This window comes from Microbulbifer maximicatervae (SeqCode), from assembly GCF_052468155.1.
In genome coordinates this window covers 868740-881945 of the sequence record NZ_CP174335.1, presented here as the reverse complement: position 1 = coordinate 881945, position 13206 = coordinate 868740, and the positions used below count along the sequence as shown (strand labels likewise).

Sequence of the window (13206 nt, the reverse complement as noted above, 5' to 3'; positions counted from 1 at the left end):
TAACCGGGAAAACTATCTCCAAGTTAAATGAGGTGTGTCATGTCAGCGAAAAATAATATCCCCCAAAACCTGCAGGAATGGCAGGCTCTGGCGGCCTCACTGAAGATCGAGGGTCGTGCCTTTATCAATGGCAGCTATGTCGATGCCCTTTCCGGTGAAACTCGCGCCACTTTTAATCCCGCAAATGGTGAAGAGCTGGCGCAAGTTGCCAGCTGCGGTCCAAGTGACGCGGATTTGGTGGTAAAGGTGGCTCGGGAAACCTTCGAGTCTGGTGTTTGGTCGAAAATGCCGCCAATGCAGCGCAAAAAAATTATGGTGCGCTTTGCAGAGCTGATGGAAGAGAATCTGGTGGAAATTGCCCTGCTCGAGAGCCTCGATGCGGGTAAGCCGATTGGCGATACCATGGCCGTGGATGTCCCTGGAGCGGCCACTACGATTCGTTGGAGCGGTGAAGCAATCGACAAGATTTACGATGAAGTGGCCCCGACCGGCCCCGGTGAGCTGGGCTTGGTTACCCGTATGCCTCTGGGGGTGGTGGCCGCCATTGTGCCCTGGAACTTCCCTTTATCCACCACCGCCTGGAAACTGGGGCCGGCCCTGGCCACCGGCAACAGCGTTATCCTGAAGCCCGCGTCTAACACACCGCTGACAGCGATTAAGCTGGCGGGCCTGGCTAAGGAAGCGGGCCTGCCGGATGGCGTGTTAAATGTGCTACCGGGACCGGGAAGTAGCTTGGGCAAGGCCTTGGGTCTGCATATGGATATCGATTGCCTGACCTTTACAGGCTCCACCGAAGTAGGCAAAACCCTGACCGAGTACTCAGGTCAGTCCAACCTCAAGCGTACTTTCCTTGAGCTCGGCGGTAAAAGCCCGAATATTGTATTTGCCGATGCAGATCTGGATAAGGCGGCAGAAGCAGCGGCCCTGGCCATTTTCTACAACCAGGGGGAGACCTGCACCGCCGGATCGCGTCTGCTGGTTGAAAAATCTATTGCCGATGAATTTATTCAAAAGGTGGCTAAAGCGGCAGAGTGCTTTAAGCCCGGGCATCCGCAAAACCCAAGTACCCGTATGGGTGCCCTGATCGATCGCAGCCAGTTTGATACGGTTGAATTTTACGTGGCCAAGGGCCTGGAGCAGGGTGCCCAATTGGTTTGCGGCGGCAAACCGGTAGATGAAGTAGCAGGCGGTTACTACTATGAGCCAACGGTATTTCGCGGTGTCACCGGTGACATGACGATCGCCCGTGAAGAAATCTTTGGCCCGGTACTGTCTGTTATCGAGTTCGAGACAGAGGAAGAAGCACTCGCCATTGCCAACGACTCAATCTACGGCCTGGCGGCGGGTATCTGGACCAATAACCTGGGGCGTGCCCACCGTATGGCCCGGGATATATACGCCGGCTCTGTTTGGGTAAATAACTATTTTGGCGGTGATATCACCGTACCATTTGGCGGTTTTAAGCAGTCTGGAAATGGCCGCGATAAGTCGCTACACGCGCTGGAAAAGTACTGTGAACTCAAGTCCACCTGGATTGATTTGAGCTAGCTTTTCAGATTTGAGGGCCGGATTCCCGGTCCTCATGCATTTTTCCCACTCACGCCGGAATTGCCACTAGACATACAGGGCTCCGGTGTAGTCAGTGTTTATCTCCCTCTACCTTCATACCAGCTGCCGGATCGACGCGCAGTGGATTTTCTGGCGTGAATTATCTAGTCAGCTATACCTAACTTATTGCCCTGAGAAAAGTTTGGGGCGACATTTTCAGGATATGAGTATTCCAGTTCACGAGTTTTATAGCGTGTAGGGGTGCTGATTTGAACAAAACTACCGTTCTATTTGTGGCTTTAAGTGCCATTGGTGCGACCTATGCCCATGCTGAAAAAGCGCCAGTTTTTGGCGAAATAGCAGGGCTTGTTAGCGCAGAAAAAATTTATACGAGTATGTCTCACAATAACAATCTCAAGCAGAGGCAAAGAGAGTGGATCAGGCTATTTGTCAATCGTGGTGATCAAGTTAGAAAAGGGCAGAAAATTGCTGAGCATCGCAATAGAAAAGGAAAAATTGTCCTTGAATATATTGCCAATCGCTCAGGCAGAATTCTATTGAACAGCCGTTCAGCAGTTGACTCCGTAGAGTCTATTCTGGAGATCATTACGGTTGGAGAAGAGAAATACTGTGAATATGAAAACTGTGGTTTGATCGGTGTGCGCTGAGAATTTTCAGGAATTGCCGGCTTGGCAGAAGCAGGGTTTGTTTGCAGATTAATAGCTGTGTAATCTGGGGATTCCTGATATTTGTGCGGCCCAATTATGAAACTTATTTATACCCATGAAAACCGTTTGCTGGTTGAGTTGGCAAAGAGTCGACTTGAAGTTGCGGGAATAAAAACACAATTAAAAAACGAATATGCCCAGGGGGCTACTGGTGAATTAGCCCCCAACCAGGTTTGGCCAGAATTATGGTTAGAGCGTGACCGCGATTTGGAGCGGGCCCGACAGGTCCTGGCTGAGGCTGAGGTGGATTCGAATAGCTGGTTCTGCCAGGCATGTGGGGAAGATAACGGTGCAGCTTTTGATTACTGCTGGCAATGTGGAGAACCCAAGCCAGCAGGAGCTGACTAAAGCGGAGTTTTGTGGGTCGCATATCACAATGCAAGTACTTCTCAACATTGATGTCGATGACTTAAACCGGGCGATCAATTTTTATCGAGATGCATTTGGCCTCTACGAAGGTCGCCGCCTGGGAACGGATATGATTGAGATGCTCGGTGGCACTGTGCCTATATTTCTACAGCAAAGGGATTCGGGGATCTGGCCGATAAACAGTAAAAAAAATATAGGTAGCTATGATCGGCACTGGACGCCGGTAAATATGGATATTGTTGTAGAGGATTTGCTTCTGGCAATAGAGCAGGTGGTCGATGCTGGTGGACAGATACAGGGTGAAATCCAGCAAAAAGAATGGGGAGTTAAGTCTTCATTAACTGACCCCTTTGGAAATGAGTTCTGTCTGGTACAGTTTGATGGCAGTGGTTCTGATACTATCAGCTTGTAGAGAGTAGCTATTCAAATACTTAAACCTATCACCTTTCAATTAATATGATCTTTTTATCTTAACTCATGAATTCATGGCTTTTTCGATGATTAAAGTATGGATTATGTAGTGATAATTCGTAAAAGATTTACAGGTGTCTTATGACTGTTACGTCCCATGGTGTGTCTATCGGTTTGGAACAGAAATTCGATTATATTTTCCTTACTGTGAAGGCCCGTGGTAAGTTGACCCATGATGATTACGAAACCATGGTACCAATGTTAACCGCAGCAATAGAAAAAGTTGAGCACCCAAAAATAAACGTATTTATGGATGCTCGAGAATTGGAGGGGTGGGAGCCTCGGGCGGCTTGGGATGATTTTAAGTTGGGTATTGAATACGGCCGGGAGTTTAACCGGGTTGCCGTACTTTCAGATAAACGCTGGCTAAAAGTCGCCGGAAAAGTAGGTAGCTGGTTTATTGGTGGTGAATATCGAACATTTGAATCAGAAACTGAGGCGAAAGCTTGGCTGGAGGAAGATACCTAGATTTTGAAGTGATAAAGCCAGAATAGAAAAATAAAGTATTTGTCCATTAAAGGCTTATTAAATAATAAATTATATAAGGATTAGATCGTATGTTTGAGTGGATAGCCAGCCCTGAGGCCTGGATAGCATTGGCCACGTTGGCGGCGCTGGAGATAGTGCTGGGCATCGATAATATTATCTTTATCTCCATTTTGGTTGGACGGTTGCCTCCAAAACAGAGAGAGCCCGCGCGCTTTATTGGTCTTACCCTGGCAATGGTGACCCGGTTGGTTCTGCTTTTCTCTATTGTATGGATTATGGGCTTGGTCGAGCCACTATTTAGCATCTATGGCATGGAAATTTCAGGTCGCGATATTATTTTGGTTGGCGGAGGGCTGTTCCTAATCGCTAAAGCTACCCATGAAATTCACAATAGTCTCGAGGGTGAAGAGGAGAGTGCATCCTCGCTCGGCAGTGCGGGATTTTGGATGGTGCTACTACAAATTGCACTATTGGATATTGTCTTTTCCTTGGATTCTGTAATTACCGCTGTGGGATTGGTCGACGAGATCTCAATCATGTCAATAGCGATTATTCTGGCGGTAATCGTTATGTTGGTAGCGGCTAAACCAATCGGGGATTTTGTTGATCGTCATCCTACCGTGAAAATGCTGGCACTATCCTTCTTAATTATGGTGGGCTTAACTCTGGTGGTTGAAGGGTTTGATGTCCATGTACCTAAGGGATATATCTACTTTGCCATGGCGTTTTCAATGGCTGTGGAGTTCCTCAATTTGCGCATGCGCAGTAAGAAAGCCCGTAAGACCCCACCGGTAAAGTTACATCACGCTCTACGTGAGGATAGTTAAAATAGTGAGAGGGTGGAGGTGTTCCTCCACCCTGGATTACTGTCTGGTTTACAAAAGTACCCTTAGTTACTATTTTTAAGCTTCAATATTAAGTAAGTAAGGCCCAGTGCGAGAGTGGCTGTAGATAACCCCAAAAGCTCGCCAGCATTGACCTTATCCAGATCTAAAATAATAAATTTTCTGGATAAAGCCAGAATAGCAATAAGTACGACAACTTTGGTTTGAATAATACTCTGTTGACGTGTAACTACATATTGAAGTGTATGGCTAAATTCCAGTGCAATCAGTAAAGTAATAATTTCGCCAAATATTGTTTGAAATACCTTGTGGTCCAGAGGGTCCTGCATGCCCACCAGTAACATATTGTATACAGAATATCCCAATCGACTGATCGCGACTATTACGATTACAACAATAATAAAAGTCAAAATTAAGGCAATCAGGCTTTCAAATTTTCGATAGTAGTTGTGAATTGCCTTATCTGTAATCGAAGTTTTTTCTTCTGGGCTGTCCATGCCTTACTTCTCGTTAAACTCATAAAATTAAAGCTAGTTTCTGTCAGTGAGCTTCTTAATCCAATCCTGATTTAATTTCCCGTTTTAGTAATGAAATTACCTTGCTACTTAGCGGCATCATTCGATGTAGTATCACTGGAACTTCGTAGGATGTTCCCAAGCCCAGGATAGCACTACTATGGGGCATAATGGTTATGTCATAGGGTGTCCAGATTGAAGCCGGTTCGGTAACCTCCAATTTTTGAATGCCTAAGTTCAACGCGCGTAAAAAATCACTGCCGATCCGCAATTGTTTCCCACCTTTGTAAGGAAGAAAGTTTGCCCAGTAACTACCATGATGGGGAGAGGAAATTGATATAAATTTATGCACCCGCTCCAAACCATTAAGGGCTTGTAAATAATACCGAGCGATTATCCCTCCCATGCTGAATCCCACCAGGGTACAGGTAGTTTCTTTATCTACGATGTGCTCCAATTTTGCGAAAAGCTGGGACGAAAGGTGTTCCATACCATGCCAGCCGGAGTTATAGCGTAGGTGGATATAGTGTACGTCATAATTTTCGGCAGCTAATTCGTGCTGCATTCTAAGTAAGGAGGTTCCTCGATCAAAAATTCCAGGTATTAAAAGAACAGTTCGGCTTTTACGTTTCATTCTTGTCGCAGGAGAAGTGATGCGTTAGGAAAAGCTTCAATCGCAATAGTTATTTGTCTGCCAAAAACTATTGGGAGCTTGATAGAGAAGTATAGTTGCAGAACTATTGTTGGATGCCACAAAGTAGCAAAGTAGTCTTAAGGGATAAGTTGGAATGCCGGCAACTATGTCTTTTATTTATATAGACGCCGGCATCTGAAATAAAAAAGTAATTCAAGCGTCTGTTTGAGGGTTTCCAAATATAAATATTAATATTTCATCGAGTCTAGAATTCCATGATTTCTCATCATGGGCATGACCCTCAAATACTTGGGTTTGCCAATTTAAATAGGAATACCCTTTCTGGCGCATGATTTTATCCACAGCCCGTTGCAGAGGCGGGTAATAAGCATCCAGGGTTTCTGTACCATGGTCAAAATAAAACCGGTGACTTCCAGGCTTAGGTAAATTTGCCTCTAGATAGTCGCGAATAGCCTCAGCTATCGGTAGTTTGTCGTCGGGGTTAATCCCTGGCCAATGGGTGGATATAGCTGCAGCCGTAGAGAACACTTCGGGGTACTCTGTGACCGCATAGAGTGATATTAATCCTCCCATACTCGCGCCGGCAATAAAGGTGTCGCTGTGATCACCACTCACAGCGTAATGACTATCAATATAGGGTTTCACCTTGGTCACCAAAAATTGTAAGTAAAGATCTCCACGCAATTCGGCTTGGTTAAATGGATGTTGGACCTGTGAAGCTTCTTTAGGCAAAAAACTCCGAGCTTTCTGGGGGAAGTAGTCACCGTGGCGAAGTGTCTCAATGTTATCGATAGCGACAACAATGAAGGGACGTACCTTCTTTTCTGCTATTAACCGAGAGGCGACTTCATCCATGCCCCACTCCTGGCCATTCCAGGTGGTTTTACTGTCGAACAGCATCTGTCCATCGTGCATATAAAGGACGGCATAGGGTTTCTGTGTAGGATATTGATCAGGCAGCCATACATGAATTGGGCGCTCAGCAAGTCCTTCCAGTGTCAGGGAGGGCAGTGTTTCAAGCTTTCCTGCCGATACCTGTACTTCTTTAGGGGGTTCTTCAGCTGTACACGGTGGTATTAGACTGAAAAGAATACCGAATAATAAGGTCTTATAGATATCCATAGCGCCCTGCCTTTGGGGTGTAGATAAAGTTCTACTCTATCTATAAAACCAGTGGCAGGGCTCCTCCCCCTAAGGGGCTGACTTTGGTGTTGGGCCTTCTTTAGAAATAACTGCGGACATCCCAGGTTTCACGTTTATCATCCAATTCGAGCATCGGTCTCATTATAGAGCTATGCCCCTGTCCACCGAGAACGAAAACTTTGGTACCCGGTTGGGCGACGGCTTGGATATTGGCATACATACGGAAGTTTCTGGACCACCATTTGGAGGATAGATCGGCACCGATAAAGTTATCACCCTGGCCAATGTCATTGAGCATTATATAGGAGCCTACGTTTATTTTATCTTCAGTGGGGTCATTGTGCTTGTCCAGAATTTCCTCCAATGACAGTGAGGCATGCATCTCATTAAATCGAATGCCCCAAGCCTTCAAAAATTCATCAGTTATTTTTTTTCGCTCGGGCGAATTACTTTCTAGATAGGATAAAAGTTCGCCATAGGGGAGATCTTGGCTAGCATCATAGCAGATGACTTTAGGCAGGCCGGCCTTCTTGGCTACTCTGAATCCCAGCTGTTCGCTTTCTCCTCTATTTAGCTTGTGCTCACCCTTGACATATTTGGCAAAGCGCTGATTCATTTTACTTTCGTCATTGGTGTGGCATTCCAGAAGAACATGTGTTGGCGAGTCGGCGGCAATCCGTGAGGATAGGTCCTCCAAATACCTTTGACTTTCTTCGGTATAAACATCAATAACTTGTGTTTTCACCACATCTTTACTGGGTTTGCTGAAGTGGCTAAAGTGAAAGCTACCAAAAAGCATAACTTGTGCGGGTTCTGTAGTTTCTACTGGCTCTGCATAGGCACTTAGACCAATAAGTCCCAAAGAAAGCATAATTGAGCCAGTGATTTGTCGTGTTAGGTTTTTCATTTAATATCCTTATTTTATTATTTAGCTTCTATAGTTTGGCTAAGTACTACACGAAATGAATAAGTTTGAATTTGACAGCGATAAAACAGCTCAAAATTGAATGCTTTAAATTGGTAATGCCTGCTTATAACAAGATAAATAAAGTGATTTTTCTGATCTGAAAAATTTTTTATTAATTTATTGCGGTGGGACTTGAGAACTCAGGGCTATTTTAGTAATAACCCCAAGTTGGTACGGTATCATTGTTAATGTATGTTTACTTAAGTACCACTTCTTAATCTGGTCACTTCAACATCTGCATTACGCATTTTAGCGGAATGGGCTACTTCCTTGCTGACAATAGTCTTTCCTATCGGAGAGAGTGAAATTGCCGCAAGCTTAAGGTGCTGTAAACCAAAAGGTATACCAATAATGGTAATAAAACAGGCAATAGCATGCAGAAGGTGGCCAATAGCAAGCCAGATACCAGCCAATAGGAACCAGATAATATTTCCGACTAAACCAAAGCCGCTTGTCCCAATATCACCGCGCAGGGTGAGTTCTTCTCGGGAAATTGCCTCCTTGCCGAAAGGGAAAAAGGAAAATTTGCCGATTACAAAGCAGGCTCTTCCCCAGGGAATACCAATAATACTGATAAAGGCAATCAGCGAGCAAAACCACCAGCAGAGTCCCATAAAGACACCGCCAAGGATAAACCAGAGGAAATTTCCAAGTGTTCGCATAACTACCCCTACCAATTCGGTTTATTAGTGAAAACGGTAATCTACTGATGTTACCGCAAATCCTAATCGCTATATCATTTATTTAAATTACAGTAGTTAGACGCAAGTCCTCACGTTTTAGATTCAGTTAAGGATACTTTCCTCGGTCTATACATGACCAGCTGGTCAGTCTGGGCGTTGGCTTGGATTTTACCCATTGGGTATAAAATTTACGGTATCAGCTCATTTGCCGGAGCATTACTATTCAGCAAGCGATGACATTGACTACTCCCTGTTACTGGTAGACCTGACTGCAATATACCCAATTGATCCAAGACAGTCCCTTGGTCCCAGTAAATATGCTCAGAGCTGATTTTTCTATTGGAGAAGCTAATAATTCCCACATGGGGGACTGATAGCTTCTTCCCTGTTGCTTCGATACCAGGTGCGAACCAATCCATACGAATAGAATGGGTAAAGTGAAGAATAAACTCATCCACTAAGCTGTCTTTGCCCACGGTGCGGGAAAGAAGCTGTAAATTTATATCCGCTGGCATTTGAGGAATAAATATATCCCTATAAAATTTTCGTAAGGGTTCTTTTCCCGTTGCGCCGGTACTAACCGGTACATGAATTAATACGGGATTTTCTGTCATGGTAGCAATTGCGGCGTCGGCATCTTTTAGATCGAATTCGGCCTCGGTATGGATTTCCCAAAGTTGAATTAAGTACTTTTCATCGTCATTGTATTCCATCTCATTCACCTTCCCATTTGAGGCGCAATATTACTAATCGTTGAGTTAATCTATCTTGTGCCAAAGGCAGTATCGCAATGTTTATAAATATCAATAAGGTCGGGAGCGTCAACAGTGAATATGACGATCTTGCAGCTACCTATAGTGATGGCTAATTTTTAGTACAGAATCAGAGAGTTTGTAGTACTAAAAGACCATAAATTATTGAGGAGGAGATGAAGGGAAGTTGTTTGAATGTTTGTAGATTTAGGGAGCCTCTGAATAACTGCGTGATACCTCTGGCTTGCAAAGCGGTTCACAATCAAGACGCGGCTTCGCAGGAATGTCTAGACCTTTCAAGAAGTCGCAACGCGGAGTGTGAATCGCTCTGCGAGCCCCGAAGGGCGGGCCTTGAAGGCTACAGCTGCTGCGTTGCAGCTCTTGCCAAGGGCTACGGCCATTCGCGGCGAGCTGAGCCTAACATCTGCAGCCTTCAAGGCCCGCAGAGGCATTACGGAGTTATTCAGAGGCTCCCTCGAATGCGTTACCCGTTCTACAAAGATAACGCATTCTTAATCCTTTAGCCGCGCCAGTAATTATTGGCTGCTGCAACGGTTTGGAAGTTAATGGCAACAACCTGAGAGGAGGCGATCAGGCTATCTGCATTTTCCTCATAGGCGGACCTCAGCTTACCCCGTACTTCATCTGAAGGCTGGGTATATTTTACTCCCATCCTGGATAGTTTCATTGCAAGTTCAAAGCCTTGTTGTGCATTTTCAGTAATTAGGCTTTCTAACCAGATTTGCGACATGGACATCCCTCTCTACTATCGGGTTGATTGATAAAGTTGTGGGAGCTGCTGAGCCCCAGTTATTTTGTGTATTTACTAAGGGTTGAATTCAGTCCAATATGTATTGGCTGATATATTTGTTGAACTGAATAAGATCGAAAGAACCTCTTATTTCGAACCTTACCTTACCGATCTCGCTTAAATAAACTTCTATTTCACAGTCCAGATCAAAAGTGCCAGCGGTCTCAACAGAGAATGCCTGGATCTTGCTGAAAGGCAAAGAGGTGTAGTCTACTTTTGAGCCCGTGATACCCTGAACATTGGCGGCAATAATGCGTTTGTTGGTGAAAACTACCTGATCGCGAATAGTTTTAAAACCTGCAAAAATAAACTCCCCCTCGATCAGGAACTTATTAAAGTCATCCCTGGATTCAGAGATATCTATAGGCTTGAGTTTAAATACTGGTGAGTTTTTAAAATCTATCACGGGTTATCCCTGTAATTCTATTGGAGGAGGAGATTACCACTGTGACGTATTAAGTTACAGATGATTTACTTTTTGGTTGTGTTTTTATGTTTAAATTTATTTAATTATTATGACAACTTCCACAATAGAGGATCGATCATAAGTAGTTGGTAATTTTTGAAATGCTTATCTCTCTATTCACTGGATTCTTGACTCGATTATTTCAGTATCACTAGGGATAAACAGCAGTGGCTATATCTGTCTATTGATTTGCAAGGCTTCCAAAAAAAGCTGCACAGCGGGATGAGTTGTTGCACTTTTTTTGAAGGTGACAGCATTTTGTATTTGGTAGTGAAACTTCTCCGGTAACAGGGGGAGCAGGGTTCCTTCCCCGACATATCTGCGGGCCAGGTATTCCGGTAGGAAACCCACAAAGCACCCAGAAAGTATCATCGCCAACCTGGCCGCCATATGGTTGGCTGTGGATCGCTTGGGAAACAATCGATACAGGTGCGCTGCACCAGAGAGAACAGTATGACTGGGTGCAGCTAACTCCTGCTGGGTGAGTAGCTCCTCATCAATAGCTGACACCTGGGCACAGGGGTGGCTGTTACTGCAATAGAGAATCGATTGGTGATAAAACAGGGGTTGGTACTCCAGCCCCGGCCGACGCGAGTGCAGGGGGTTGATACCGATATCGGCGCGGCCTGCGAGGATTTCCAACTCGAGCTTCCTGAGGGGCGGCCAGTTGTACTTCGAGGTGGAGTTGTGGGGCCTTCTCACGCAGTTGTGCAATAGTTCCGGGCAAGTTCAATTGCGGTATTTCCAATACATCGTCGGGCATTACCAGGCGCAGGGTACCGGTGAGTTGGGATTGGATTGCATTGACCTGGCTTTTGAAGGTATCCAGGTGCCCATCGAGCTCCAAAATAGCCCGATACAAGGCCTCCCCCTCCGGGGTCAGTTTGAAGTCGGCCCTGCCTCGAGAGCGCAAGCACAACTGCATACCCAGCCGTGTCTCCAGGTCGGAGATATGCACACTGATCGTGGAGCGGCTGATATTCAGGGTGACTTCGGCAGGGGTGATGCCTCCGGCGTGCACAACCTCGCGGAAGACGCGCAGCAGGCGCAAATCCATATCGCTGAGGCGGCCTCCCAGGGCGTTTTTGGTTTTGCTCATGGCTGCACTTCCAGGTTGTTTTCGGCGCTGCGGGCTGCGGATTCGATTAAAGTTTGATAAATATAAACTTTAGTTGGAAAAATACTACTATTCTCCTCAGTCAGCTGCGGCCAGAATCGCCGCATACTACTAATAACATCTATTTACTAGGAATTTTCCTGTGAAACTTGCAAATTCGGACCTGTTGAAATTTCAGAACTATATAGCGGGCGAATGGCGTGACGCTGCCGCCACTGTAGATGTATGTGACCCGGCAAATGGCGAGTTGCTGGGCCGTGTGGCCGACGGTACCGCAGAGGATGCCGAGGCGGCGGTGGCGGCTGCCAGTGAAGCCTTCCCAGCTTGGAGCCGCCGTACAGCTGGTGAGAGAGCTGCGGTGCTCAAGCGCTGGTACCAGCTGATCGTGGATAACAGCGACGACCTGGCAATGATCCTTAGCCTGGAGCAGGGCAAGCCGGTAGCGGAAGCGAAAGGTGAGATTATCTACGGGGCTTCCTTTATTGAATGGTTTGCGGAAGAGTGTCGCCGAGCCTACGGCCAGACGATTCCGACTCACAACCCGGCCATGCGCCTGAATACCATCCGCCAGCCGGTGGGTGTGGTGTCCTGTATTACCCCCTGGAACTTTCCTAATGCCATGATCACCCGCAAGGCGGGCCCGGCACTGGCGGCGGGCTGTACTGTGGTGATCAAACCGGCCCTGGAGACGCCACTATCTGCTCTGGCGCTGTGTCAATTGGCGGAAGAAGCGGGCCTGCCCAAGGGGACTATCAATGTAGTTACCGGCAGTGATTCTCCGGGAATTGGCAAGGTTCTGACCCAAGATCCCCGTGTGGCCAAATTCACCTTCACCGGCTCCACTGCTGTGGGCAAGCTGTTGATGTCCCAGTGCGCCAGCACCGTGAAAAAAATGTCCATGGAGCTCGGCGGCAACGCGCCGTTTATCGTATTTGACGATGCGGATATGGATACCGCAGTCAGCGCCTGTATGGCGACCAAATTCCGCAATGCGGGCCAGGTGTGCGTGGCCACCAACCGTATTTACGTGCACGAATCCGTGCACGATGAATTTGTGGAAAAGCTGCGCGAGCAGGTTGCCGCCCTGAAGATCGGCCACGCTACCGAGGAAGGGGTCAATATGGGCCCGATGATCTTCCGCAGGGCTGTGGACCGGGTTCAGGGGCTGGTACAGGATGCGGCTGAGGCCGGAGCAAAAATTGAAATTGGCGGTGAGCAGCTGGCCAATGGCGATAACTTTTTTGCGCCAACCATCCTCACTGGAGTTACCGATACCATGCGTATCGCCCAGGAGGAAATTTTTGGCCCTCTGGCGGCGGTACAGAAGTTTTCCGATGAGGAAGATGTGGTTCGCCGTGCCAATGAAACGCCCTACGGCTTGGCGGCTTACGTGATGAGTGAAAACATTCGCCGAGCCAATCGTGTGGTAGAGGCGCTCGACTACGGCATGATTGCCTGTAACACCGGGGTTTTCTCCACCACTGTGGCACCCTTCGGTGGTGTTAAAGAGTCCGGTATTGGCCGCGAGGGCGGTGTCGAGGGTATGGCCGAATTTTACGAGACCAAATATTGCTGTTTCGGGGCCTGAGCCCCGGTCTGAACACAACTGGCCTGCGCTTGTCCTAGGTGACAAGCGCCCGAACAGAT

General features: G+C 46.8%; 17 protein-coding genes. 7 read left to right on the top strand and 10 right to left on the bottom strand.

Features of this window, described 5'->3' with window-relative positions; all coding sequences use genetic code 11:
* Positions 1-39: 39 nt before the first annotated feature.
* From ACJJIY_RS03655 to ACJJIY_RS03630, 6 genes are all read left to right on the top strand, one after another.
* Positions 40-1548: an aldehyde dehydrogenase gene (locus ACJJIY_RS03655; protein ID WP_445359134.1), complete on the top strand. Its 1509-nt coding sequence runs from the start codon at positions 40-42 to the stop codon at positions 1546-1548.
* Positions 1549-1817: 269 nt separating this feature from the next.
* The gene (locus tag ACJJIY_RS03650) at positions 1818-2216 is read left to right on the top strand and encodes a hypothetical protein (protein ID WP_445359133.1); all 399 of its coding nucleotides are present in this window, start codon (positions 1818-1820) and stop codon (positions 2214-2216) included.
* 96 nt (positions 2217-2312) lie between these two features.
* Entirely contained in the window at positions 2313-2624 is a 312-nt protein-coding gene (locus ACJJIY_RS03645) for a putative signal transducing protein (protein ID WP_282930890.1), read from the top strand.
* Positions 2566-3057, top strand: a complete 492-nt coding sequence (locus tag ACJJIY_RS03640; RefSeq protein WP_282930891.1) for a VOC family protein — start codon at positions 2566-2568, stop codon at positions 3055-3057. The genes ACJJIY_RS03645 and ACJJIY_RS03640 overlap by 59 nt, the downstream gene beginning before the upstream one ends.
* A 140-nt stretch (positions 3058-3197) precedes the next feature.
* On the top strand, positions 3198-3584 hold the full coding sequence (locus ACJJIY_RS03635; RefSeq protein ID WP_445359132.1) for a SpoIIAA family protein: 387 nt from the start codon (positions 3198-3200) through the stop codon (positions 3582-3584).
* Between the two features lie 89 nt (positions 3585-3673).
* Complete coding sequence (locus tag ACJJIY_RS03630) at positions 3674-4432, top strand: TerC family protein (protein ID WP_445359131.1); 759 nt, start codon at positions 3674-3676, stop codon at positions 4430-4432.
* A 62-nt stretch (positions 4433-4494) separates the two neighbouring features.
* Here ACJJIY_RS03630 and ACJJIY_RS03625 read toward each other — a convergent pair whose 3' ends face one another.
* The 10 genes from ACJJIY_RS03625 to ACJJIY_RS03580 form a co-directional block, all read right to left on the bottom strand.
* Positions 4495-4947 carry a phosphate-starvation-inducible PsiE family protein gene (locus ACJJIY_RS03625; RefSeq protein ID WP_282930894.1) on the bottom strand — a complete coding sequence of 151 codons (453 nt, stop codon included), beginning with the start codon at positions 4945-4947 and terminating at the stop codon, positions 4495-4497.
* A 55-nt stretch (positions 4948-5002) separates the two neighbouring features.
* The gene (locus ACJJIY_RS03620) at positions 5003-5599 is read right to left on the bottom strand and encodes a lipase family alpha/beta hydrolase (protein ID WP_445359130.1); all 597 of its coding nucleotides are present in this window, start codon (positions 5597-5599) and stop codon (positions 5003-5005) included.
* A gap of 213 nt (positions 5600-5812) precedes the next feature.
* Positions 5813-6742 (bottom strand): alpha/beta hydrolase, encoded by a 930-nt coding sequence (locus tag ACJJIY_RS03615; protein ID WP_445359129.1) that lies wholly within the window; start codon positions 6740-6742, stop codon positions 5813-5815.
* 100 nt (positions 6743-6842) lie between these two features.
* On the bottom strand, positions 6843-7670 hold the full coding sequence (locus ACJJIY_RS03610; RefSeq protein WP_445359128.1) for a DUF5694 domain-containing protein: 828 nt from the start codon (positions 7668-7670) through the stop codon (positions 6843-6845).
* 260 nt (positions 7671-7930) lie between these two features.
* The gene (locus ACJJIY_RS03605) at positions 7931-8392 is read right to left on the bottom strand and encodes a YccF domain-containing protein (protein ID WP_444911708.1); all 462 of its coding nucleotides are present in this window, start codon (positions 8390-8392) and stop codon (positions 7931-7933) included.
* A gap of 209 nt (positions 8393-8601) precedes the next feature.
* Positions 8602-9126 carry a nuclear transport factor 2 family protein gene (locus tag ACJJIY_RS03600; protein ID WP_445359127.1) on the bottom strand — a complete coding sequence of 175 codons (525 nt, stop codon included), beginning with the start codon at positions 9124-9126 and terminating at the stop codon, positions 8602-8604.
* Positions 9127-9685: 559 nt separating this feature from the next.
* The gene (locus ACJJIY_RS03595) at positions 9686-9916 is read right to left on the bottom strand and encodes a hexameric tyrosine-coordinated heme protein (RefSeq protein WP_108734816.1); all 231 of its coding nucleotides are present in this window, start codon (positions 9914-9916) and stop codon (positions 9686-9688) included.
* A gap of 88 nt (positions 9917-10004) precedes the next feature.
* The gene (locus ACJJIY_RS03590; protein ID WP_282930901.1) at positions 10005-10382 is read right to left on the bottom strand and encodes a PH domain-containing protein; all 378 of its coding nucleotides are present in this window, start codon (positions 10380-10382) and stop codon (positions 10005-10007) included.
* Positions 10383-10613: 231 nt separating this feature from the next.
* Positions 10614-11084 (bottom strand): substrate-binding domain-containing protein, encoded by a 471-nt coding sequence (locus ACJJIY_RS03585; protein WP_445359126.1) that lies wholly within the window; start codon positions 11082-11084, stop codon positions 10614-10616.
* Entirely contained in the window at positions 10972-11541 is a 570-nt protein-coding gene (locus tag ACJJIY_RS03580; RefSeq protein WP_445359125.1) for a LysR family transcriptional regulator, read from the bottom strand. Before ACJJIY_RS03580 ends, ACJJIY_RS03585 begins: the two co-directional genes overlap by 113 nt.
* A 160-nt stretch (positions 11542-11701) precedes the next feature.
* On the opposite strand from ACJJIY_RS03580, the gene ACJJIY_RS03575 reads away from it, so the two are divergent.
* Positions 11702-13147: an NAD-dependent succinate-semialdehyde dehydrogenase gene (locus ACJJIY_RS03575; protein ID WP_445359124.1), complete on the top strand. Its 1446-nt coding sequence runs from the start codon at positions 11702-11704 to the stop codon at positions 13145-13147.
* Positions 13148-13206: the final 59 nt, after the last annotated feature.